The following is a 21,449-nucleotide window of genomic DNA, read 5'->3' as shown; positions in this document are numbered from 1 at the left end:
GTTCAGCCCCGGCGCAGGCGGGTGAAGAGCTCGAATTCCCAGTTGCGCATGCCCAGCAGCAGCGTGTAGCCCTCGCGGTCCTTGGCCGACAGCTTCTGGTCTGTCTGGTGCTGCTGCGCGAAGTCCTGCGCCACGCGCTGCAGGCGCTCCAGGAAGGCCGGCGCCAGCGAGCGGCTGATCGAGCCGTGCACCAGCAGCAGGCCCTCGGCCGGGCCGTCGAAGCCGCCGCGGTAGTAGTCGAGCACCACGTTCTCGCGGAAGAACTCCATCACAGGGCCGTGCGGCCGCCAACGGAAGGTCTTGGCGAGCTTCAGGCGATACCGGTTGAGCGGGCGCAGTTCGATGATGCCGATGCGGTCCAGCTGCGCCAGGCAGCCGATGCACTCGGCCTCGCTCACGCGGTAGGCCGCCACGATCTGCTCCAGCGTCCACTGGCTCAGCACGCTGATGGCCACCAGCAGCAGCTTCTTGTCCTTGACCACCGCCTTTTCCTGCTCGTGCGTCAGCTCCTTCAGCAGCGGCTGGGCGTCGGCCACGCGGCGCGCCAGCTCGGCGAAATCGATCTTCAGCGCCCGGCAGATGGCGTCCACCCGCGACAGCGGCATGTCGCTCTTGGCCAGCATCCGCTTGACGCTGGATTCGGCCATGTCGAGCGACCGCGCCAGGTCGGCGTAGGTCATGCGGGCGCTCTTGAGTTCGTTCTTGAGGGCTTGGACGAGATCGACGGTGGTGCTCATGGGGCGGAAGCGTACACGGGCGCCGGCAAGTATCGATTGAAGATACCGTCAGGTGTGAATTAGTGCCACGTATCGATTCTCGATGCCTGTGGAGCGGCCCGCCACTAAATTCCGCGGCTCGTACAGACCACCCACCGAGGACCGCCATGCTCTTGCCCTCTCTCAGCCGCCGCGAACGCGGGTTGCTTTTCACCTTCGTGCTGCTCGCGCTGATCGCCTTCTTCGGGCCCGAGCTGCCGGCCGCCGAAGTCGCCATCGCCTCGGTGTTTGCCGACGACCGCGCCTGGCATGGCCTGCCCAACGCCATGGACGTGCTGAGCAACATCCCCTTCGTGGTGATCGGCCTGTGGGGCCTGTACCGGCTCAACCGCATCGACCGCTCGCACCAGGAGGCGCTGTCGCAATTCCCCCTGGCCCCGCCCGCCAGCGACCCGCCCGACAACACGCTGGACTGCGCCTGGCTCTTCTTCGCCGGCCTGATCGCCACCGCCGCGGGCTCGGCCTTCTTCCACCTCGTGCCCGACGCCCCCCGGCTCGCGGCGGACCGCGCCGGCATGGCGGTGGCCTTCGCAGGCTTGATCGGGGTGGCGGTCTGCGAGCGGGTGAGCCAGCGCGCCGGCTGGCCCGCCGCCTGGTTCGTGCTGACGGCCGGCCTGCTCTCGGCCGAGGTGTTCCAGGAAACCGGCAACGTCATGCCATGGGCGCTGGTGCAGTTCGGCGGAATGGCGCTGGTGGTGACGCTGGCGCTGGCCACGCCGATGCGCAAGTCGGTCGGGCTGAAGCTGGGCTGGGTCATCTTCTTCTACGTGCTGGCCAAGGCTTTCGAGCTGGCCGACCACCAGATCTACGAATTCACGCGGCACACGGTTTCGGGCCATACGCTGAAGCACCTGACGGCCTCGCTCGCCGGGCTGCCCGTGGTGCTTGCGCTCCACAAGCTCGAAATGCGCTGGGAAGCCGCACTACGGCACAATCCGGGCGCCGCCGCCGTGGCCGCCTGAGGAGCACTCTTCGAATGACAAATCCCGCCGCTGCCGCAGCCACACCCGTGGCCCATGAAGCGAACGCCCACGCCAACCAGTTCGCCCTCCTCAAGCAGCGGCGCTTCGCGCCTTTCTTCTGGACCCAGTTCGCCGGCGCGGCGAACGACAACCTCTTCAAGTTCGCCTTCACCGTCATGGTGACCTACCAGCTCCAGCTGAGCTGGATGCCGCCGGCCATGGCGGGGCTGGTGATCGGTGCGCTGTTCATCCTGCCGTTTTTGCTGTTCTCGGCCACGTCCGGCCAGCTCACCGACAAGTTCGACAAGACGAAGATGATCCGCTTCGTCAAGAACCTCGAAATCGTCATCATGCTGATCGCCGCCTGGGGCTTCGTCACGGCCAACGCCGTGGTGCTGCTGGGCTGCGTGTTCCTCATGGGGCTGCATTCCACGCTGTTCGGGCCGGTCAAGTTCGCCTACCTGCCGCAGGTGCTCGACGCGCGCGAGCTCACGGGCGGCAACGGCATGGTCGAGATGGGCACCTTCGTCGCCATCCTGCTCGGGCAGGTGGCGGGCGGGCTGCTGGTGGCGATACCGCAGATCGGCCACATGAGCGTGGCCGTGGGCTGCGTGCTGCTGGCGCTGGTCGGGCGGGGCGTGGCACAGGCCATTCCGAAGGCGCCGGCCACCGATCCGGGGCTGGTCATCAACTGGAACCCCATCAGCGAGACCTGGCGCAACCTCAAGCTCGCGAACGAGAACGTGGTGGTGTTCCGCTCGCTGCTGGGCATTTCGTGGATGTGGTTCTTCGGCGCGGTGTTCCTGAGCCAGTTTCCGAGCTTCGCCAAGGAAGTGCTGCACGGCGACGAGCAGGTGGCCTCGCTGCTGCTGGTGGTGTTCTCGGTGGGCATCGGCGTCGGCTCGCTGCTGTGCGAGACGCTGAGCCGCCGGCAGGTTGAAATCGGCCTGGTGCCGCTGGGCGCCATCGGCATGAGCGTGTTCGCGATCGACCTGTACTTTGCCTCGCGCGGCCTGCCCAAGGTGCCCGAGATGGGCATCGGCGCCTTCGTGCACCAGGGCGCGCACTGGCGCGTGATGGCCGACCTGGCGCTGCTGTCGCTGTTCGCGGGGCTCTACAGCGTGCCGATGTATGCGCTGATCCAGCTGCGCAGCCAACCCACGCACCGCGCGCGCATCATCGCGGCCAACAACATCCTCAATGCGCTGTTCATGATCGGCAGCTCGGTCATCGCCGGCGCCCTGCTGGGCGCGGGCTTCACCATTCCGCAGATCTTTTTGTTCACCGGCATCGCCAACGCGGTGGTGGCGTTCTACATCTTCATGCTGGTGCCCGAGTACCTGCTGCGCTTCGTGGCCTGGGTGCTGTCGCGCTTCGTCTACCGCTTCGATATCAAGGGCGAGTCGCACATTCCCACCGAGGGCGCGGCGGTGCTGGTGTGCAACCACGTGAGCTTCATCGACGCGGTGCTGCTGATGGCGGCGAGCCCGCGGCCGATCCGCTTCATCATGGACCACCGCATCTTCAAGGTGCCGGTGCTGGGCTGGCTGTTCAGGCTGGCCAAGGCGATCCCCATCGCGCCGCAGAAGGAAGACCCGGCAGCGTACGAAGCGGCCTTTGCCAAGGCGCTGGGCGTGCTGCGCGAGGGTGACCTGCTCGCCATCTTCCCGGAGGGCGCGATCACGCGCGACGGCACGCTGCAGCCCTTCAAGGGCGGCGTGATGAAGATCGTCGAGAGCGCACGCGCCGAAGGCCTGGAGCCGCCAGTGATCCCGATGGCGCTGATCAATCTCTGGGGCTCGTACTTCAGCCGCATCGAGCTGCGCGGCGGCGAACAGGTGGCCATGGCCAAGCCTTTCCGCCGCGGCTTCTTCAGCCGCGTGGGCCTGAACGTCGGCGGCCCCGTGCCGCCGGCCGAGGTGCAGCCCGAGTCGCTGCGCCAGCGCGTGAGCGCCCTGCTGGGCGCCTGAAACACCTCAAAAGTATCGGCTGCAGATACCGGTGGCGCTGAAAGCCGCCACTGGTGCAAGCATTCAAGCCTCGCGGTGCGGGGGCGAACCATCATTCGCTCACCTTCACTACGCCGCGAGGCACACATGCAACCCCTCTCATCCACCTCGACCGTTTTCATCCAGCGCGACACGCGGGCCTGGCAGTTCCAGGCCTGGGCTTCGTTCGCGATCGCCGTCTTCCTGTGCGCCACCGGCCTGAGCTGGCTGCCAGGGGAGGCGCTGGACCGGGCGTTCATGGTGATGGGCTACGTGTTCTGCCTGAGCACCGCCTTCATGCTGGCCAAGTTCGTCCGCGACAGCCAGCAGGCCGCCGAGCGCGGCGCCGATGCGGGCCGTGACGTGCCGATGTGGAAGCTGGTCGTCTGGGGCAGCTTCTTCACCGCGATGGGCCTGACCGGCTGGGGCCTCGTGCGCATGGAGATCAACGAGGCCTACAAGGCCTTCCTGGGCGTGAGCTGGCTGTTCCTCATCAGCTCGGCCTTCACGCTGGCCAAGACGCTGCGCGACCGCCATGAGGCCGACATGGCCGAAGCCCGCATGCAGGGCCGTCGCCAGGCCCGCGCCGAAGCCGCTGCTTCCTCTGCCGAATAACCCGTGTCCGATCAACGAAAGCCCATCATGAAAAAGTCGATTGCCGCTGCCCTCGTCGCTGCCTGCACCGCCTTCGCCGGCGTCACGGTTCCCCTGCTTGCCCAGGCGCAGAGCGAAGCCTCGGTTGCTCTCTCTTTGATGCCTGTGGCATCGGTGGTGGTTACCGCCTCGGCCGTTGGAGCTTCTGCCACCACGGCGGTTGCGCTGCCTGCCGCGCTGTCGGTTGCCGGCTCTACGCTCACCGTGGTCGCGGTCGAAGCCTCGGCCGGCGGCACGGTGTATGTACTCGAACGCGCCTCGGACGGCGCGCGTGCCAGCATCAAGGTGGCAGGGCGCGCGGCCAACGGCCTGTCGAATGCGGTGGGCACCAGCGTCGTCGTCAGCGTGATCGGCACGGGCGTCGTGCTGTCGGCCGCCGGCGAGGTGCTGGCCTTCGTGCCCAACGCCATCGGCCGCGCGCTGCTCTACAACGAGAGGCTGTCATGAAGCGCGGCGCGCTGCCCGTGTTCTGCGGGCTCGCCACCATCGTCGTCTTCGCCGCGATGGCCTTGCTGCCGATGCAGGCGCAGGCCGGCCGCTCGTGCGAGCAGGTCAAGCCGACGCCCGACGTGATCGTCAAGGGCATGCAGATGGCCGAGCGCACCTCGCAGGCGCTCGACGCCAGCGGCGCGCGCGTCGTGATCCTCGCGCGTGCCGGGCAGGACCTGAGCAAGTACGGCCTGCGCTATTCGCACCTGGGCTTCGCCTACAAGACCGATGCCGGCCCGTGGCGCGTGGTGCACAAGCTCAACCAGTGCGGCACCGCAGTGGCCGCCGTCTACCGCCAGGGGCTGGGCGAGTTCTTCCTCGACGACCCGTGGCGCTACGAGGCGGCCTGGGTCGTGCCAACGCCCGACGTGCAGACGCATCTGCTGGCCGCGCTGAACGAATCGCCCGCGCGCATCGTGCGGCTGCACACCGCGCCCTACAGCATCGTGAGCTACGTCTGGGGCCAGAAGTACCAGCAGTCGAACCAGTGGGCAGTGGAGACGCTGGCCGCCGCCATGGAGCCCGCCACCATCGGCAACCGAGCGCAGGCGCAGGCCTGGATGCAGTTCAAGGGCTACGAGCCGACCACGCTGAAGCTCGGGCCGCTCACCCGGCTGGGCGGGCGCGTAGGCTCGGCCAACGTGGCCTTCGACGATCATCCGAACGACAAGCGGTTCTCGGACCGCATCGAGACGGTGACGGTCGATTCGGTGTTCGCGTGGCTGCCGCGTGCGGGGCTGGGTGCGGCGCCGGTGACACTCAGGCTTCAATGAAGAAAGACAAGAAGGAGAAAACAACATGAGCAAATCCCTGCGCCTTTCCGAAAAATGGTTCCGCCGCGGCCTCTGGCTGGTGGCGCTGGTGTTCGCGAGCTTCCTCATCGGGCTCGGCAGCACCGTCGTGAGCGACCTGCCGCAAGTAGAGCGTGTGCGCCAGCTCGACGACTTCATCGACAAGCCCAGGGCCGAGCCGCTGCGCGCCACCATCAAGGCCTCGGAAGCCGCGGAGCTGCAGGCCGCGCGCGACCTCGACCAGATCCGCCTGCAACTCAACGCCGCGCAGCAGGCCAGCGCCAATGCACGCGAAACCTTCGGCAACTGGATCGCCACGCGTCGCGCCACCGCGCAGCCCGACCAGGACACCGAGCTCATCGCGCGCACCAAGACGCTCGACGCCTTCAAGCAGAAGGAAGACGAGCTGCAGCGCAAGGTCAACGCGCAGCAGCAGATCACGCTCGATGCGCGCCAGGCCGAGCAGCGCGCCCGCACGGCGCTTTCCGACCTGGAGCGCGACGCGCAGATCAAGCTCGACGCCGAATACCGCCGCATCGAGCTGCGCGTGTTCGCCTACCGGCTGGCGCTCACGCTGCCGTTGCTGCTGGTGGCCGGCTGGCTGTTCGTGAAGAAGCGCAAGAGCACCTACTGGCCGTTCGTGTGGGGCTTCATCTTCTTCGCGCTGTTCGCCTTCTTCGTCGAACTGGTGCCCTACCTGCCGAGCTATGGCGGCTATGTGCGCTACGTGGTGGGCATCTTGCTCACGGTGCTGGTGGGGCGCTATGCCATCGTCGCGCTCAACCGCTACCTGGCGCGGCAGAAGCTGGCCGAGCAGCAGCCCGACCAGGTGCGGCGCGAAGAGCTCAGCTACGACACCGCACTTGCGCGCCTGGGCAAGAGCGTGTGCCCCGGCTGCGAGCGGCCGGTGGACCTGAAGAACAACGAGATCGACTTCTGCCCGCACTGCGGCATCGGCCTGTTCGACCACTGCGGCAATTGCGAGACGCGCAAGAGCGCGTTCTCGAAGTTCTGCCATGCCTGCGGCACTTCGGCCGCGCCGCGCGTTCTGCCGCCCATTGCGTCACCTGCCGCGTAGTCTGCGAATTCGGTCACAGGAGGCGGCCCGATCGACACACCGTGTAGCTGGTATGCCGCACGGCCGTGCTACAACCGCCGACTGCGACACAAACGTTGCCGCAGACTTCCAGCCAACCCCTTCGACGGAGCACCAGCATGAGCATTTTCGGCAGCATCCTTTCCAAGATTTTCCCGTCCGCAAACGCCGCGCCCGCACCTGCTGCGCCGGCCCCCGACGCACCCGCAGGCGCCCCCGCCGCAGCGGCGCCGCCGCCCGCCATCACCGTGGTGGACGTCGAGGCCCTGCTCGACGGCATGCCCGGCGCGAGCAGCCTGAACTGGCGCACCTCCATCGTCGACCTGATGAAGCTCCTGGGCCTGGACAGCAGCCTCGACGCACGCAAGCAACTGGCCGCCGAACTGAGCTACGGCTCGGACACCAGCGACAGCGCCAAGATGAACATCTGGCTGCATCGCCAGGTGATGACCAAGCTGGCCGCGAACGGCGGCAAGGTGCCCGCAGAACTGCGCGACTGACCTGCTCGCAACGCACATCAAAAAAGCCCGGCATGCCGGGCTTTTTGCTTGGGGGAGAAGGCGAAGAAAGGCTTCAGGTCCAGCCTGCATCGACCACATAGTCCTGCGCTGTGCACATGCGCGAATCGTCCGCCGCCAGGAACAGCGCCATCGCCGCAATGTCCTCAGCCATCACGCGGCCCGGCAGGCATTGCGCCGCATCGATCTCCGCGCCCGATTCGGGCTTGACCCACAGCTTGATCTGCCGCTCGGTCATCACCCAGCCCGGCACGATCGAATTCACGCGAATGCTCTGCTTGCCCAGGTCGCGCGCCAGCGAGCGCGTGAGGCCGCGCGCCGCCGCCTTGCAGGCCTGGTACACCGGGTAGCCCTTGCCCTTGATCATCCAGCTGATGGAGCCGAAGTTGACGATCGAGCCGCCGCCCAGCGCGCGCATGTCGTCGGCCACAGCCTGCGCCGCGAAGAACTGGTGCTTGAAGTTGACGGCCACGAGGCGGTCGAAGTCTTCGCTGGTCACGTCGGCCATCTCGTGGCGGCGGTCGTTGGCCGCGTTGTTCAGCAGCACGGCGATCGGGCCGAAGCGCTGGCGCACTGCGTCGATGGCGGCGGCGAGCGCGACTGTATCGGTCACGTCGCACGGTACGAACAGCGCCGGGTGCTCGCCTTGCAGCTGGGCCGCGAGCGCGTTGCCGGCAGCCGCATCGAGGTCGCAGAAACCGACCTTCGCGCCCTGCGCGTGAAAGGCCCGCACCAGCGATTCGCCGATGCCGCTGGCGCCGCCGGAGATGAACACGGTGCGCCCGGCCAGCGAGGGATAGCGGGCGGTGTAGGGCGAAAGTTGTGATGCGTTGGTCATGTGAATGCAGCAACAGCAGTGAGGAGAGGCGGCAAGCGTACCGGATGCATGTGCCCCTGCCGGGCGCGGGGCCGCCGGCCGGCGTATGGCTTACGGCGAATGGGCAGCGCGGGCCTGTGTGACTACGCTTGCCCGCATGACGAAGACCTTTCCCCGCCGCGCCCTCCTTGCGCTCTCGCTTCTCCCTGCCGCCCTGGCGGTGCGCTCAGTTCGCGCCCAGGCGCCGGCAGCGCCCGTGCAGCTCTTCAAGGTGGTGTCACCGCGTGACGAGGTCGTCGTGGGCGTCGATGCGGCGCAACTCGGCGCGGGTTCCAACCCCGCCGTGGAGCGGCTGGCCGCGCAGCTCGCGGCGAAGGGTCAGCTCACGCTCTGGCAGTACGCCTCGCACAAGGACGCGAGTGGTGCGCTGGTGCAGGCGCCGCTCAAGCAGATCGTCGTCTTCAAGAACGAGCTGCTGCGCATCGAGCCCTATGCGACGCCGCTGCCGATCCAGCCCTTGAAGTAGCGGCCGGCGGCCCCGGGCGTCAGACGCCTCTTGCGCGCTCCGACTTGAAGCGCGCGCGAAATTCCGTGAACGTGCCCGCGTCCAGCGCCTCGCGGATCTCGCTCATCAGGTTCAGGTAGTAGTGCAGGTTGTGGATGGTCGTGAGCATCGGCCCCAGCATCTCGCCGCAGCGGTCCAGGTGATGCAGGTAGGCGCGGCTGAAGCCCTCGCGCCCGCCGTCGTTCCAGCTCACGCCCGAGGTGCCCGCGCAGGCGTGGCAGGTGCAGCTCGGGTCGATTGGCTGCGGGTCGCTCTTGTGGCGCGCGTTGCGCATCTTCAGGTCGCCGAAGCGGGTGAAGAGCGTGCCGTTGCGCGCATTGCGCGTGGGCATCACGCAGTCGAACATGTCGACGCCGTCGGCCACGCCCTGCACCAGGTCTTCGGGCGTGCCCACGCCCATCAGGTAGCGCGGCTTGTTCGCGGGCAGCCGGTGCGGCGTGTGGCCCATGATGTGCAGCATCTCTTCCTTGGGCTCGCCCACGCTCACGCCGCCGATGGCATAGCCAGGAAAGTCCATGTCGACCAGCGCTGCCAGCGACTCTTCGCGCAGGTTCTCGAACATGCCGCCCTGCACGATGCCGAACAGCGCGTTCGGGTTCTCGAGCCGCGCGAACTCGCCCTGGCAGCGCCTGGCCCAGCGCAGGCTCAGCTCCATCGAGATGCGCGCCTCGGCCTCGGTCGTGATGTGGCCCTTGGTGTCGTAGGGCGTGCACTCGTCGAACTGCATCACGATGTCGCTGTTGAGGATGGTCTGGATCTGCATCGAGACCTCGGGCGTGAGGAACAGCTTGTCGCCATTGACGGGCGACGCGAACTTCACGCCCTCTTCGCTGATCTTGCGCATTGCGCCCAGCGACCACACCTGGAAGCCGCCCGAGTCGGTGAGGATGGGCTTGTCCCACTTCTCGAACTGGTGCAGCCCGCCGAAGCTCGCCATCACGTCGAGGCCGGGGCGCATCCACAGGTGGAAGGTGTTGCCCAGGATGATCTGCGCGCCCATCTCTTCCAGGCTGCGCGGCATCACGCCCTTGACGGTGCCATACGTGCCCACGGGCATGAAGATCGGCGTCTGCACCTTGCCGTGGTTGAGCGTGAGCGTGGCGCGGCGCGCGTGACTGTCGGGGTCGGTCTTGAGGAGTTCGAAGTTCAGCATGTCATTCAGTCCTTGGTCCGTGCGAGCAGCATGGCGTCGCCGTAGCTGAAGAAGCGGTATTGATGGGCGATGGCGTGGGCATAAAGCGCCATCACGCGCTCGTAGCCCGCGAAGGCCGAGACCAGCATCATCAGCGTGCTCTTGGGCAAATGGAAGTTCGTCACCAGCAGGTCGACGTGCTCGAAGGCGAAGCCCGGCGTGATGAAGATGCGTGTGTCGCCCGTGGCCTCGCCGCTCTTGGCCCACGACTCGAGCGTGCGCACGGTGGTCGTGCCGACCGCGACGATGCGACCGCCCCGCGCCTTGCACTCGGCAATGGCGCGCTGCGTGGCCTCGGGCACCTCGTAGCGCTCGGCGTGCATCGTGTGTTCGGCGATGTTCTCGGTCTTCACCGGCTGGAAGGTGCCGGCGCCCACGTGCAGCGTGACGTTGGCGCGCTGCACGCCGCGCGCTTCGAGCTCGGCCAGCAGGCCTTCGTCGAAATGCAGCGCGGCCGTGGGTGCCGCCACCGCGCCGGGCACGCGCGCGAACACGGTCTGGTAGCGGCTTTCGTCGTCAGCCGAATCTGTATGCGTGATATAGGGCGGCAGCGGCACGTGGCCGCAGCGGGCCATCAGTGCGTACGGGTCTTCGCCCGCGTCGCTCTCGAAGCCGAAGCGGAACAGCGCACCCTGCTCATCGGGCCAGCGGCCGAGCAGCGTCGCGCGAAAGCCGCCGACCATCTGCAGCGTGGTGCCCACGGTCGGCTTCTTGCTGACCTTCATGTGCGCGACCACCTCGTGGCCCTGTAGCACGCGCTCGACCAGCAGTTCGAGCTTGCCGCCGGTCGGCTTCTCGCCGAACAGGCGCGCCTTGACCACGCGCGTGTCGTTGAAGACCAGCAGGTCGCCCGCGCGCAGCAGCGAAGGCAGGTGCTTGAAGATGCGGTCGACCGGCGCGGGCCCTGTGCCGTCGAGCAGACGGGAGGATGTGCGTTCGGTGGCCGGGTGTTGCGCCACCAGATCGGGTGGCAATGCGAAATCGAAATCGGAGAGCGTGAAGGCGCGCATGGTGCTTGAGGGCCGGACGGGCCCGTGCCAAGGAGGCATGGGGAAAAGAAAAAACAGGGCGGGAGCCGGGCAGAATTGTCCCATGCCCGCCGCGTCCAAGCCCGAACCGCCCGAAAAGACCGCAGCCGCGCCTGCGGCACCGGCGGCACCAGGTTCGGGCCTGAGCCTCGTGCAGCGCGCGCTGCGCAAGCTCGGCCTCGTGCGCGACATCGACTTTGCGCTCTACCTGCCGATGCGCTACGAGGACGAGACGCGCATCGTGCGGCTCGCCGACACGCGTGACGGCGACATGGCGCAGATCGAAGGCGTCGTCACTGAATGCGAGGTGGTGTACCGCCCGCGCCGCCAGTTGCTGGCGACCATCGACGACGGCAGCGACACCTGCCAGCTGCGCTTCTTCAACTTCTATCCCTCGCAGCAGAAGCAGCTGGCGATCGGCGCGCGGGTGCGCGTGCGGGGCGAGATGCGTGGCGGTTTCGTGGGGCGGCAGATGATGCATCCGACCGTGAAGGCGGCCGGCACCGCGCTGCCGAATGCGCTCACGCCGGTGTATTCGACCGTGGCCGGGCTCGCGCAGCCGGTGCTGCGGCGCGAGGTGCGTTCGGGCCTTGCCCGCGCGGTGCTCGACGAGACGATTCCCGTGCAGATCGGCCTGCGCGGTGCGTGGGACCTGCGCGCCTCGCTGAGCTTCCTGCACTACCCGACGCCCGACGTGGCGATGGCCACGCTCGAAGACCACAGCCATCCGGCCTGGCAGCGCATCAAGGCCGAAGAACTGCTCGCGCAGCAGCTGTCGCAATTGCAGGCCCGGCTGGAGCGCGCGGCGCAGCGTGCGCCGGTGCTGCCCGCGCCTGCCGAGCCGGTCGCTACCTCGCTGCACGCGCAGCTGCTCGCGGTGCTGCCCTTCGGCCTTACCGGCGCGCAGCAGCGCGTGGGCGAAGAGATCACGCGCGACCTGGGGCGCGAGATCCCGATGCACCGCCTGCTGCAGGGCGACGTGGGCTCGGGCAAGACCGTGGTGGCGGCGCTCGCGGCGGCGCGCTGCATCGACGCGGGTTTTCAGTGTGCGCTGATGGCCCCCACCGAAATCCTCGCGGCGCAGCATTTCGGCAAGCTGGTCGGCTGGCTCGATCCGTTGCTGGCCGAGCGTGGCCTGCGCGTGGCGTGGCTCACGGGCAGCCAGAAGAAGAAGGAGCGCGATGGGATGTCCGCCGCCGTCGAAAGCGGCGAGGCGGCGCTGGTCATCGGCACCCACGCGGTCATCTCGGAGAAGGTGCGTTTCAAGAATCTCGCGCTGGCCATCATCGACGAGCAGCATCGCTTCGGCGTGGCGCAGCGCCTGGCCTTGCGCGGCAAGGCCGGCGGGCACCTGGAGCCGCATCTGTTGATGATGAGCGCCACGCCCATCCCCCGCACGCTCGCGATGAGCTACTACGCCGACCTCGACGTATCGACGCTGGACGAGCTTCCGCCGGGCCGCACGCCCATCGTCACCAAGCTGGTGGCCGACCACCGGCGCGATGAAGTCATCGACCGCATCCACGCGCAGATCGCGCAGGGCCGGCAGGTGTACTGGGTATGTCCGCTGATCGAGGAGAGCGAAGCGGTTGACCTGCGCAACGCGACCGAGACGCGCGACGAACTGGCCGAGACGCTGGGCGAGCCCATCCAGGTCGGCCTGCTGCATTCGCGCATGCCCACGGCCGAGAAGCAGGCGGTGATGGCCGCATTCACCGCCAATGAAATCCAGGTGCTGGTGAGCACGACCGTGATCGAAGTGGGCGTCGACGTGCCTAATGCCTCGCTGATGGTGATCGAACACGCCGAGCGCTTCGGCCTCTCGCAGCTGCACCAGCTGCGCGGCCGCGTGGGGCGCGGCGCGGCGGCCTCGGCCTGCGTGCTGCTCTATGCGCCGGGCGACAGCGGCCGCGTCGGCGAGGCGGCGCGTGCGCGGCTCAAGGCGATGGCCGAGACCAGCGACGGCTTCGAGATCGCCCGGCGCGACCTGGAGATTCGAGGGCCCGGCGAGTTCCTTGGCGCGCGGCAGTCGGGCGCACCGCTGCTGCGTTTTGCCGACCTCACGACCGACACGCTGCTGCTCGACTGGGCCCGTGAACTTGCGCCGGTCATGCTCCGCAAGCATCCCGACCTGGCCCAGCGCCACATCGACCGCTGGCTCGGCACCAAGGCCGAGTACCTGAAGGCCTGAGGAAGATCAGGCTGCAGGACGGCGCGTGAAGGCCAGGATGAGGCCGAAGCCGACCATCATGCTGCCGCTCACCCGGTTGAACCAGCGCATCGCGCGGCTGCCATCGGCCAGCCGGCGCATGCGCGCACCGAGCATCGCGTAGAGCGCGATCGCGACCAGCTCGAACACCAGGAAGGTCACGCCCAGCAGCACATAGCTGGAGGCGTAGGCACCGGGCACCACGAACTGCGGAAAGAAAGCGGTGAACACCAGGATGGCCTTCGGGTTGCCCGCCGCCACGGTGAACTCCTGCCGCGCCAGCGCGCGCATGGAGGGCGGCGCGGATGCGTCGCGCGCCTGCACCTCGGCCGTCGGCGCCGGGGCGCGCAGCAGGCGGATGCCGATCCACACGAGATACGCCGCACCGATGTACTTGATGACATCGAAGGCCAGCTCCGACGCCACCAGCACTGCGCCCATGCCCAGCCCCGCGATGGCGATCATGATCGCGAAGGCCACGAGCCGGCCGCTGGCCGCGATCACCGCCGGCGACACGCCGTGCTTTGCGCCGTTGGTCACGGACAGCAGGTTGTTGGGGCCGAAGGCCATGTTGATGGCGAAGCAGGCCGGCAGGAAGAGCAGGTAGGCAGACAGGGTCATGGCGGGTCCGTCGGCGGGGCGTTGCAGGGGCTGCCATTATTTCAGCTCATCCCGAGAAAGCCGCGGCGAGCGCCATGACAACGAATTCCCCTCTGAAGATACGCAAGGCCGTACAGGCCGATCTCCCCGCCATCACCGCCATGCTGGCCGACGACGTGCTCGGCGCAGCGCGCGAGCGCCTGGGGTTCGAGGCCACGCACGAGGGCATGAAGCTCGAACTGGCGGCTGCCTAGTTGTCGATGCCGCTTTCCGGCATCTGCCGCGCGTAGACCGCGAGCACGATGCGCTCGGAGTGAATGAGGTAGTCGTTGAGGGACGCCGAGCCCTCGGCGAACTTGCCGGCCTCGATGAGTTCGAGCAGCTTCGTGTTCATGTCCACGTAGGGCGCGTGCAGGAACTCCGGGTCCTTGAGCAGGCCGAAGGCCAGCCGCAGCTCGACCAGGATGTGCGCGAACAGCACGTTCAGCCGCTCGCTGTCGGCCAGCTCCACGATGCCCTTGTGGAACTCCATGTTGGCCGTGCCCACGCCCAGCCAGTCGCCTGCGTCGCGGCATTTCAGGGCCATTTCCACCGCCTCGCGCATGTGCTTCTTGGCCGGATGCCGCGGGTAGGCCTGCGCCAGCGCCTGGCATTCGATGAGGCGGCGCACCCGGTAGATGTCGATGATCGACGCGATGCTCGGCACCGCCACGAACACGCCGCGGTTCGGCGCGTGCTTGAGCAGCCCTTCCTTGGTCAGCGTGCGGAACACCTCGCGCAGGGTGTTGCGCGAAATCTCGAAGCTGTCGGCCAGCGCGGCCTCCGACAGCCGCTGCCCCGGCGAGAACTCGCCCTTCACGATCTTCTGGCGGATGAGCTCCGCCACCCTGTCGTTGAGCGTCTGCGCGCCGGCGGCTGGCGAGGCGGGTGAAGTCGGGGAGGCCAGTGGAGTCATGCCGGGAGGGGGTGGAAGGAGCGGGGAGTCCGGGCGTTTGTAGCAGGTTTTCCCCGCCGGACGGCACCCGCGCGGCCGCCGCCCGATGCACCAAGTGTTGACACGCTCAGGGTTTTCATGGGGTCAATCAAGCACTGTTGTTGGGCACACTCGCACAAATTGTTCAACAATTTATGAGAAATGAGTGATTCAGATGATTTGAATTGCTCATTCATTGGCACGCAGTTTGCAAGAAGCGGCTTGCCGGCGCCCCCGCGCAAGGTGTCTCCGAATCCAGAACCGAAAGACCAACATGACTCCTGACATCCCTCATCTGTGGCCGCTGATCGGCGTCGCCGTGATCATTGCGGGCTTCATCCTGCGCTTCAATCCGATGCTGGTGGTGATCGTCACCGCCATCGCCACGGCGATCGCCGCGGGCTTCGGCCCGATGGCGATTCTCACGGCCATCGGCACCGGGTTCATCAAGACCCGCAACCTGCCGCTGATCATTCTTCTGCCGCTGGCGGTGATCGGGCTGCTCGAGCGCCACGGCCTGCGCCAGCACGCGCAGAACTGGATCAGTCGCATCAAGTCGGCCACCGCCGGGCGCCTGCTGATCGTCTACCTCGCGGCGCGCGAACTCACGGCGGCAGTTGGCCTCACCAGCCTGGGCGGCCACCCGCAGATGGTTCGCCCGCTGCTCGCTCCCATGGCCGAAGGCGCCACCGAAACCCGCTACGGCAAGCTGCCCGACCGCATCCGCCACAAGCTGCGCGCCTATGCAGCGGCCACCGACAACGTGGGCCTGTTCTTCGGCGAAGACATCTTCGTGGCCTTCGGCGCCATCGTGCTGATGAGCACCTTCCTGCACGAGGCCGGCATCGACGTCGAGCCGCTGCACATCGCGCTGTGGGGCATCCCGACCGCGATTGCCGCCTTCATCATCCACGCCTGGCGCCTGCGCCGGCTCGACCAGTCGCTGGCGCGTGAACTGGGCGGCGCACCGGCGTCCGATGCGCCCGCCGTTCCGGCCACGCAGGAAGGCCGCTGATCATGATTCTCTCGATCCAGCACCTCTACATCCTGGTCGGCCTGATCCTCGCGATCACGGCAGTCATGACGCTGGCCGACCGCCAGCACCCCAAGCGCTACACCAGCGCGCTGTTCTGGGGGCTCTATTCGCTGGTCTTCCTGGTCGGCGACAAGCTGCCGCCCGCATGGGTCGGCGTGGGCGCCATCGGCATGGCCGTCATTGCCGGCCTGCGCGGCGTCGGCGCGGGCAAGCACAAGGAGCCCACGCCGGCCGAGTACGAAACCAGCGCCAGGCGCCTGGGCAACAAGCTCTTCATGCCGGCGCTGGCGATTCCGCTGGTCACCGTCATCGGCACCGTGCTGATGAGCAAGGTGAAGATCGGCGACGCCTTCCTGCTCGACCCCAAGAACACCACGCTGGTGAGCCTGGGCGTGGGCTGCGTGGTGGCGCTGGCGCTGGCCTGCTGGCTGACGCGCGAGACGCCGGTGCAGGGCATGCGCGAGTCGCGCCGCCTGACCGACGCGCTGGGCTGGGCCGTGGTGCTGCCGCAGATGCTGGGCATGCTGGGCCTGGTGTTCTCCGACGCGGGCGTGGGCAAGGCCGTGGCGTACATCACCACGAGCTACATCAACATGGACATCCGCTTCGTCGCCGTTGCGGTGTATGTGCTGGGCATGGCGCTGTTCACCATCATCATGGGCAATGGCTTCGCGGCCTTCCCGGTGATGACGGGCGGCGTCGGCGTGCCGGTGCTGGTGGGCGTGTACCACGGCGACCCGGCGGTGATGGCGGCCATCGGCATGTTCTCGGGCTACTGCGGGACGCTGATGACGCCGATGGCGGCCAACTTCAACATCGTGCCGGCGGCGCTGCTGGAGCTGCCCGACAAGAACGCGGTGATCAAGGTGCAGATACCGACCGCGGCCGCGCTGCTGGTGGTCAACATCTTCCTGATGTACTTCCTGATGTTCCGCTGAGGCGCCGAGCATGACGAAGACCACCGATGGCGCGGCGCCCCGCGTGCTGCTCGCGGGCTTCGAGCCTTTCGAGAACGATCCCGTCAACCCCGCGTGGGAAATCGCGCGCTCGCTCGACGGCTGGGCCTGCGAAGGCACCGTGGTGCAGGCGGTGCAGCTGCCCTGCGTGTTCGGCCGCGCCATCGACACGCTCGACGAGGCGCTGGTGGGGCCGGCGCCACGGCTGGTGCTGTGCATCGGCGCGGCAGGCGGGCGCACCGAGATCTCGCTGGAGCGCGCCGCGCTAAACGTCGACGACGCGCGCATTCCCGACAACGCCGGTTACCGGCCCATCGACACCGAAGTGGTCGCCGGCGGCCCGGCGGCCTATTTTTCGACGCTGCCGATCAAGGCCATGGTGCGCGACATGCGCGCGGCAGGGCTTCCATCGGCGGTTTCCAACACTGCCGGCACCTTCGTGTGCAACCACATCTTCTATGCACTGATGCACCGCATCGCGACGAGCCCGGCGCTCGCGCACACGCGCGGCGGATTCATCCACGTGCCCTACCTGCCCGAGCAGGCGGCCTCCAAGCCGGGCGTTGCCAGCATGGCGCTGGCCACGCAGGTCGAAGCCTTCCGCGTGGCGATACGCACCGCGCTCACCGTGCGCGACGATGTGCGCGAGACCGCCGGCCGCCTGCATTGATGACCCTGGGACCAACGATGAACATCGACTTGAACAGCGACCTCGGCGAGAGCCTTGGCGTTTGGCGCATGGGCGACGACGCCGCCATGCTTTCCCTCGTGAGCAGCGCCAACGTGGCCTGCGGCTTCCATGCGGGCGACCCGGCCGGCATTCTGCGCACGCTGCGCCAGGCGAAGGAGCGGGGCGTTGCCGTCGGCGCTCACGTGGCCTACCGCGACCTGGTGGGCTTCGGGCGCCGCAACATGGACGTCGACAGCGCCGACCTGCGCGCCGACGTCATCTACCAGATCGGCGCACTCAAAGGCCTTGCCGCCGCCGCCGGCACCACCGTGCGCTACGTGAAGCCGCATGGCGCGCTCTACAACACCATCGCCCACGACGAGCGCCAGGCGCGCGACGTGATCGCCGCCATCCGCGAGATCGACCCCGGCCTGTGCCTGGTGGCGCTGGCGGGCTCGCCGCTGCTGGGCTGGGCGCGCGGCGAAGGCCTGCGCGCCGTGGCCGAAGCCTTTGCTGACCGCGCCTACACGCCGCAGGGCACGCTGGTGTCGCGCCGCGAACCCGGCGCCGTGCTGCACGACGCCGACGAGGTGGCCGCGCGCATGCTGCGGCTGGCCACCGACGGCGTGGTCACGGCCATCGACGGCAGCACGGTGCGCATCGAAGCCGAATCGGTCTGCGTGCATGGAGACAGCCCGGGCGCGGTCGAGATGGCGCGGCAGGTGCGCGCGCGGCTCGAACAGGCAGGCGTGACGATCCGCTCCTTCGTGGATTCAGCCGCATGACGATGCGCTTCCTGCCGGTCAACCTGAATGCGGTGCTGGTCGAGCTCGACGACCTGTCGCAAACCCTCGCGCTGCTGGCCTCGCTGCGCGCCGAACCCGTCGCGGGCATCGAAGAACTGGTGCCTGCGGCGCGCACGCTGCTCATCACTTTCCGCCCTGCCGCGATTGCGGCCGATGAACTAGTGCGGCAGGTAGGCCGGCGCAGCCTCGACGCGCGCGAGACGCGCATCGACAAGCGCATCGAGATTCCCGTGCGCTACGACGGCGAAGACCTGGCCGAGGTGGCCGGTCTGCTGGGCATCGCGCCCGAGGAGGTGGTTCGCCGCCACACCGGCAGCGACTACACCGTCGCCTTCACCGGCTTCGCGCCGGGCTTTGCTTATCTCTCGGGCGGGCACCCGAGCCTGAACGTGCCGCGCCGCACGGTGCCGCGCACGCGCATTCCGGCGGGCGCGGTCGGCCTTGCGGGCAGCTTCAGCGGCGTCTATCCGCAGGCCAGCCCTGGCGGCTGGCAGATCATCGGCATCACCGATGCGCCGATGTGGGACCTGGCGCGCGAGACGCCGGCGCTGCTGCAGCCGGGCGACGCGGTGCGCTTCGTGGATGTCACCGGATTGCCGCAGGCTGTGCCTGTGACCGTGGCGCCTGCGCCTGTGCCTTCGCAACCCGCTGCCGTGGAAGGCGGCTGCGCCTTCGAGATTCGCGCTGCGGGCCTGCAGGCACTGCTGCAGGACGGCGGCCGGCATGGCCAGGCCGGGCAGGGCGTGTCGGCCTCCGGCGCGATGGACCAGCGTTCGCTGCAGGCGGCCAACCGGCTGGTCGGCAACGCATCGGACACGGCCTGCGTGGAGATTGCCTATGGCGGCTTCCAGCTGGTGTGCCGTGGCGACGCGGTGGTCGCCATCACCGGCGCTGACGGCCCCGTCATGCTGACCCGTGCCGATGGCGCGACGTGGACGCTGCCGCGCTACCAGCCCATCGCGCTGGCCGACGGCGACGTGCTTGCGCTCGGCGAGCCGCAGGCCGGCATCCGCAGCTACATCGCCGTGCGCGGCGGCTTCGACATCGCGCCCGTGCTGGGCAGTCTCTCGACCGACACGCTGGCCCGCGTCGGCCCGCCAGCCATTGCCACGGGCGACGTGCTGCCCGTGCGCGCGGTCGCCACCGGCGCCGTGGTCGGTGCGCCCGAAACGCCGCCGGCGGACCTGCCCACCGTGCAGGAAGAAGTCGTGCTCGACATCGTGTTCGGCCCGCGCACCGACTGGTTCACGCCCGATGCGGTCGAGCTTCTGTGCAGCCAGCCGTGGGTGGTCACGCCGCAATCGAACCGCGTCGGCATCCGGCTCGCGGGCGAGGTGCCGCTGGCACGCGCCAATCACGCAGAGCTGCCCAGTGAGGGCACGGCGCGCGGCTCGATCCAGGTGCCGCCCAGCGGCCAGCCCGTGCTGTTCCTGGCCGACCATCCGCTGACCGGCGGCTATCCCGTGATCGCCTCCGTCGCCACCCACCACCTCGACCGCGCGGGGCAGATTCCCGTGAATGCGCGCGTCCGCTTCAAGCCGATGGCCGACGCCGGCTTCGTCGAAACCTTTGCACCGTGAGAGCCTCCAGATGAAAAAACTCCTGATCGCCAACCGCGGCGAAATTGCCGTGCGTATCGCACGCGCCTGTGCCGACCACGGCGTGCAATCGGTCGCGGTGTATGCCGACGCCGACCTGAATGCGCTGCACGTTCGCATGGCCGACGAGGCCTATGGGCTCGATGGCAACAAGCCCGCCGACACCTACCTGAACATCGGCAAGCTGCTGGCGGTGGCCGCGCGCAGCGGCGCCGACGCGGTGCACCCGGGCTACGGCTTTCTCTCGGAGAGTGCGGCGTTCGCGCAGGCCGTCATCGACGCCGGCCTCACCTGGGTCGGCCCGTCGCCGGCCGCGATCGCGATGCTGGGCGACAAGGTGCAGGCCCGCAAGCTCGCGATGAAGGTCGGCGCGCCGCTGGTCGCGGGCACGGCCGATCCGGTGAAGAACGCTGGCGAGGTGCTTGCCTTCGCCGAGAAGCACGGATTGCCGGTCGCGATCAAGGCCGCGTTCGGCGGCGGTGGCCGCGGCATCAAGGTGGCGTGGCGACTCGACGAGGTTGAAGGCCTCTACGAATCGGCGGTGCGCGAAGCGGTAACGGCCTTCGGTCGCGGCGAGTGCTATGTCGAGCAGTTCCTCGACCGCCCGCGCCACGTCGAGGCGCAGGTGCTGGCCGACACGCACGGCAACGTGGTGGTGCTCGGCACGCGCGACTGCTCGCTGCAGCGGCGCAACCAGAAGCTGGTCGAAGAGGCGCCCGCGCCCTTCCTGAGTGACGAGCAGCGCGAACGCATTCACCAGTCGGCACGCGACATCTGCGCGGAAGCCGGCTACACGGGCGCCGGCACGGTCGAGTTCATGCTGAGCGCGAGCGGTGCGATCTCTTTTCTCGAAGTGAACACGCGGCTGCAAGTGGAGCATCCGGTGACCGAGGAAACCACGGGCATCGACCTCGTGATCGAGCAGCTGCGCATTGCCGAAGGCCTGCCGCTGTCGATCAGGCAGACGCCGGTGCCGCGCGGCCATGCCTTCGAGTTCCGCATCAACGCCGAGGACGTGGGGCGCGGCTTCATGCCTTCGCCCGGGCCGGTCAAGGTGTTCGATGCGCCTTCGGGCCCCGGCGTGCGTGTCGATGCCGGTGTGGATGCCGGCTCGCAGGTGCCGGGCACCTTCGATTCGCTGATGGCCAAGCTCATCGTCACCGGCGCCACGCGCGAGCAGGCCATTGCGCGGGCGCGTCGTGCGCTGAAGGAGTTCCGCATCGAGGGCCTGCCCACGGTGCTGCCGTTTCATCGTGCCGTGATGGCGCACCCGGACTTCGTGTCCGGCGATGCATTCAAGGTGCACACGCGCTGGATCGAGACCGACTTTGCGAACGGCGAGGCCGCGGCTATGCGGCCGGACCCGTTGCCCGATGCGGCCCTGCTGCGCACGTCGATCGAGGTGAACGGGCGGCGGATGTCACTGGGCCTGCCTGCCGTGCTGCTGAGCGGGCTGTCGGCGGCCGCTGGCGGCGCGGGCGCTGCACCGGTTGAAGCGGCAGCAGTGGTGGACGCCGCAGCCGTGGCCGCGCCGGTCTCCGGCACGGTGCAGGGCTGGAAGGTCGCGGACGGCGACGAGGTCGCAGCGGGTAGTGTCATTGCCGTGATGGAGGCGATGAAGATGGAAATGCAGGTGCTCGCGCATCGCGCCGGACGCATCGCGTTCTCGGTCGCTGCGGGCGGCTACGTGGCGGCCGGCGCCGCCATCGCGACCATCGGCTGAGG

22 protein-coding genes are annotated in these 21,449 nt (G+C 68.3%); 16 read left to right on the top strand and 6 right to left on the bottom strand.

The genetic code is table 11. From position 1 onward, the window contains the following. Positions 1 to 2 precede the first annotated feature (2 nt). Positions 3 to 737 (bottom strand): helix-turn-helix domain-containing protein, encoded by a 735-nt coding sequence (locus tag ACTG4X_RS33495; protein ID WP_093055434.1) that lies wholly within the window; start codon positions 735 to 737, stop codon positions 3 to 5. A 146-nt stretch (positions 738 to 883) separates the two neighbouring features. Between ACTG4X_RS33495 and ACTG4X_RS33490 the strand changes: the two genes are divergently transcribed. From ACTG4X_RS33490 to ACTG4X_RS33460, 7 genes are all read left to right on the top strand, one after another. Continuing rightward, a complete protein-coding gene (locus ACTG4X_RS33490; protein WP_093055436.1) occupies positions 884 to 1,738 on the top strand; it encodes a hypothetical protein in 855 nt (284 codons plus the stop codon). A gap of 14 nt (positions 1,739 to 1,752) precedes the next feature. Then, the gene (locus tag ACTG4X_RS33485) at positions 1,753 to 3,708 is read left to right on the top strand and encodes an MFS transporter (RefSeq protein WP_440532956.1); all 1,956 of its coding nucleotides are present in this window, start codon (positions 1,753 to 1,755) and stop codon (positions 3,706 to 3,708) included. 126 nt (positions 3,709 to 3,834) lie between these two features. After that, positions 3,835 to 4,341 carry a YiaA/YiaB family inner membrane protein gene (locus ACTG4X_RS33480; RefSeq protein WP_093055440.1) on the top strand — a complete coding sequence of 169 codons (507 nt, stop codon included), beginning with the start codon at positions 3,835 to 3,837 and terminating at the stop codon, positions 4,339 to 4,341. 27 nt (positions 4,342 to 4,368) lie between these two features. Next, a complete protein-coding gene (locus tag ACTG4X_RS33475) occupies positions 4,369 to 4,827 on the top strand; it encodes a hypothetical protein (protein ID WP_440532955.1) in 459 nt (152 codons plus the stop codon). After that, positions 4,824 to 5,642, top strand: coding sequence for a DUF2145 domain-containing protein (locus ACTG4X_RS33470; RefSeq protein WP_440532954.1), 819 nt, complete (start codon positions 4,824 to 4,826; stop codon positions 5,640 to 5,642). The genes ACTG4X_RS33475 and ACTG4X_RS33470 overlap by 4 nt, the downstream gene beginning before the upstream one ends. A 25-nt stretch (positions 5,643 to 5,667) precedes the next feature. Further along, positions 5,668 to 6,738, top strand: a complete 1,071-nt coding sequence (locus tag ACTG4X_RS33465; protein WP_440532953.1) for a serine endopeptidase — start codon at positions 5,668 to 5,670, stop codon at positions 6,736 to 6,738. Positions 6,739 to 6,875: 137 nt separating this feature from the next. Continuing rightward, positions 6,876 to 7,256 carry a DUF3597 domain-containing protein gene (locus ACTG4X_RS33460; protein WP_093055446.1) on the top strand — a complete coding sequence of 127 codons (381 nt, stop codon included), beginning with the start codon at positions 6,876 to 6,878 and terminating at the stop codon, positions 7,254 to 7,256. A 73-nt stretch (positions 7,257 to 7,329) separates the two neighbouring features. On the opposite strand, the gene ACTG4X_RS33455 is transcribed toward ACTG4X_RS33460, so the two are convergent. Continuing rightward, positions 7,330 to 8,112 carry an SDR family NAD(P)-dependent oxidoreductase gene (locus tag ACTG4X_RS33455; RefSeq protein ID WP_093174264.1) on the bottom strand — a complete coding sequence of 261 codons (783 nt, stop codon included), beginning with the start codon at positions 8,110 to 8,112 and terminating at the stop codon, positions 7,330 to 7,332. A 136-nt stretch (positions 8,113 to 8,248) separates the two neighbouring features. Between ACTG4X_RS33455 and ACTG4X_RS33450 the strand changes: the two genes are divergently transcribed. Next, on the top strand, positions 8,249 to 8,617 hold the full coding sequence (locus ACTG4X_RS33450) for a hypothetical protein (RefSeq protein WP_256329066.1): 369 nt from the start codon (positions 8,249 to 8,251) through the stop codon (positions 8,615 to 8,617). A 19-nt stretch (positions 8,618 to 8,636) separates the two neighbouring features. On the opposite strand, the gene tgt is transcribed toward ACTG4X_RS33450, so the two are convergent. Together tgt and queA are read right to left on the bottom strand one after the other, a co-directional pair. Beyond that, positions 8,637 to 9,809 carry a tRNA guanosine(34) transglycosylase Tgt gene (tgt, locus tag ACTG4X_RS33445; protein ID WP_440532952.1) on the bottom strand — a complete coding sequence of 391 codons (1,173 nt, stop codon included), beginning with the start codon at positions 9,807 to 9,809 and terminating at the stop codon, positions 8,637 to 8,639. 5 nt (positions 9,810 to 9,814) lie between these two features. Then, entirely contained in the window at positions 9,815 to 10,858 is a 1,044-nt protein-coding gene (gene queA, locus ACTG4X_RS33440) for a tRNA preQ1(34) S-adenosylmethionine ribosyltransferase-isomerase QueA (protein ID WP_440532951.1), read from the bottom strand. Positions 10,859 to 10,940: 82 nt separating this feature from the next. Between queA and recG the strand changes: the two genes are divergently transcribed. After that, entirely contained in the window at positions 10,941 to 13,067 is a 2,127-nt protein-coding gene (gene recG / locus ACTG4X_RS33435; protein WP_354336698.1) for an ATP-dependent DNA helicase RecG, read from the top strand. Between the two features lie 6 nt (positions 13,068 to 13,073). Here recG and ACTG4X_RS33430 read toward each other — a convergent pair whose 3' ends face one another. Next, complete coding sequence (locus tag ACTG4X_RS33430; protein ID WP_093076167.1) at positions 13,074 to 13,706, bottom strand: LysE family translocator; 633 nt, start codon at positions 13,704 to 13,706, stop codon at positions 13,074 to 13,076. A 74-nt stretch (positions 13,707 to 13,780) separates the two neighbouring features. On the opposite strand from ACTG4X_RS33430, the gene ACTG4X_RS33425 reads away from it, so the two are divergent. After that, positions 13,781 to 13,939, top strand: a complete 159-nt coding sequence (locus ACTG4X_RS33425; protein WP_218132226.1) for a hypothetical protein — start codon at positions 13,781 to 13,783, stop codon at positions 13,937 to 13,939. Here ACTG4X_RS33425 and ACTG4X_RS33420 read toward each other — a convergent pair. Further along, positions 13,936 to 14,640, bottom strand: coding sequence for a GntR family transcriptional regulator (locus ACTG4X_RS33420; protein WP_093055458.1), 705 nt, complete (start codon positions 14,638 to 14,640; stop codon positions 13,936 to 13,938). The genes ACTG4X_RS33425 and ACTG4X_RS33420 overlap by 4 nt on opposite strands. 292 nt (positions 14,641 to 14,932) lie before the next feature. Between ACTG4X_RS33420 and ACTG4X_RS33415 the strand changes: the two genes are divergently transcribed. Genes ACTG4X_RS33415 through ACTG4X_RS33390 form a run of 6 tightly spaced genes read left to right on the top strand, consistent with a single transcriptional unit; the run spans position 14,933 to position 21,447 of the window. Further along, complete coding sequence (locus ACTG4X_RS33415) at positions 14,933 to 15,673, top strand: DUF969 domain-containing protein (protein WP_093055460.1); 741 nt, start codon at positions 14,933 to 14,935, stop codon at positions 15,671 to 15,673. Positions 15,674 to 15,675: 2 nt separating this feature from the next. After that, positions 15,676 to 16,632: a DUF979 domain-containing protein gene (locus ACTG4X_RS33410; protein WP_093055462.1), complete on the top strand. Its 957-nt coding sequence runs from the start codon at positions 15,676 to 15,678 to the stop codon at positions 16,630 to 16,632. Between the two features lie 10 nt (positions 16,633 to 16,642). Then, the gene (gene pcp / locus ACTG4X_RS33405) at positions 16,643 to 17,320 is read left to right on the top strand and encodes a pyroglutamyl-peptidase I (protein ID WP_440532950.1); all 678 of its coding nucleotides are present in this window, start codon (positions 16,643 to 16,645) and stop codon (positions 17,318 to 17,320) included. A gap of 17 nt (positions 17,321 to 17,337) precedes the next feature. Continuing rightward, the gene (locus ACTG4X_RS33400; RefSeq protein WP_440532949.1) at positions 17,338 to 18,105 is read left to right on the top strand and encodes a LamB/YcsF family protein; all 768 of its coding nucleotides are present in this window, start codon (positions 17,338 to 17,340) and stop codon (positions 18,103 to 18,105) included. Between the two features lie 2 nt (positions 18,106 to 18,107). Beyond that, positions 18,108 to 19,706 (top strand): 5-oxoprolinase/urea amidolyase family protein, encoded by a 1,599-nt coding sequence (locus ACTG4X_RS33395; protein ID WP_440534450.1) that lies wholly within the window; start codon positions 18,108 to 18,110, stop codon positions 19,704 to 19,706. A gap of 10 nt (positions 19,707 to 19,716) precedes the next feature. After that, positions 19,717 to 21,447: an acetyl/propionyl/methylcrotonyl-CoA carboxylase subunit alpha gene (locus ACTG4X_RS33390; protein WP_440532948.1), complete on the top strand. Its 1,731-nt coding sequence runs from the start codon at positions 19,717 to 19,719 to the stop codon at positions 21,445 to 21,447. Positions 21,448 to 21,449 lie beyond the last annotated feature (2 nt).

It is taken from the genome of Variovorax sp. YR566, from assembly GCF_051992195.1.
Lineage (GTDB): Bacteria > Pseudomonadota > Gammaproteobacteria > Burkholderiales > Burkholderiaceae_C > Variovorax.
Note: the sequence above shows the minus strand (reverse complement) of the source record. Positions and strands in the feature narration are given on the sequence as shown.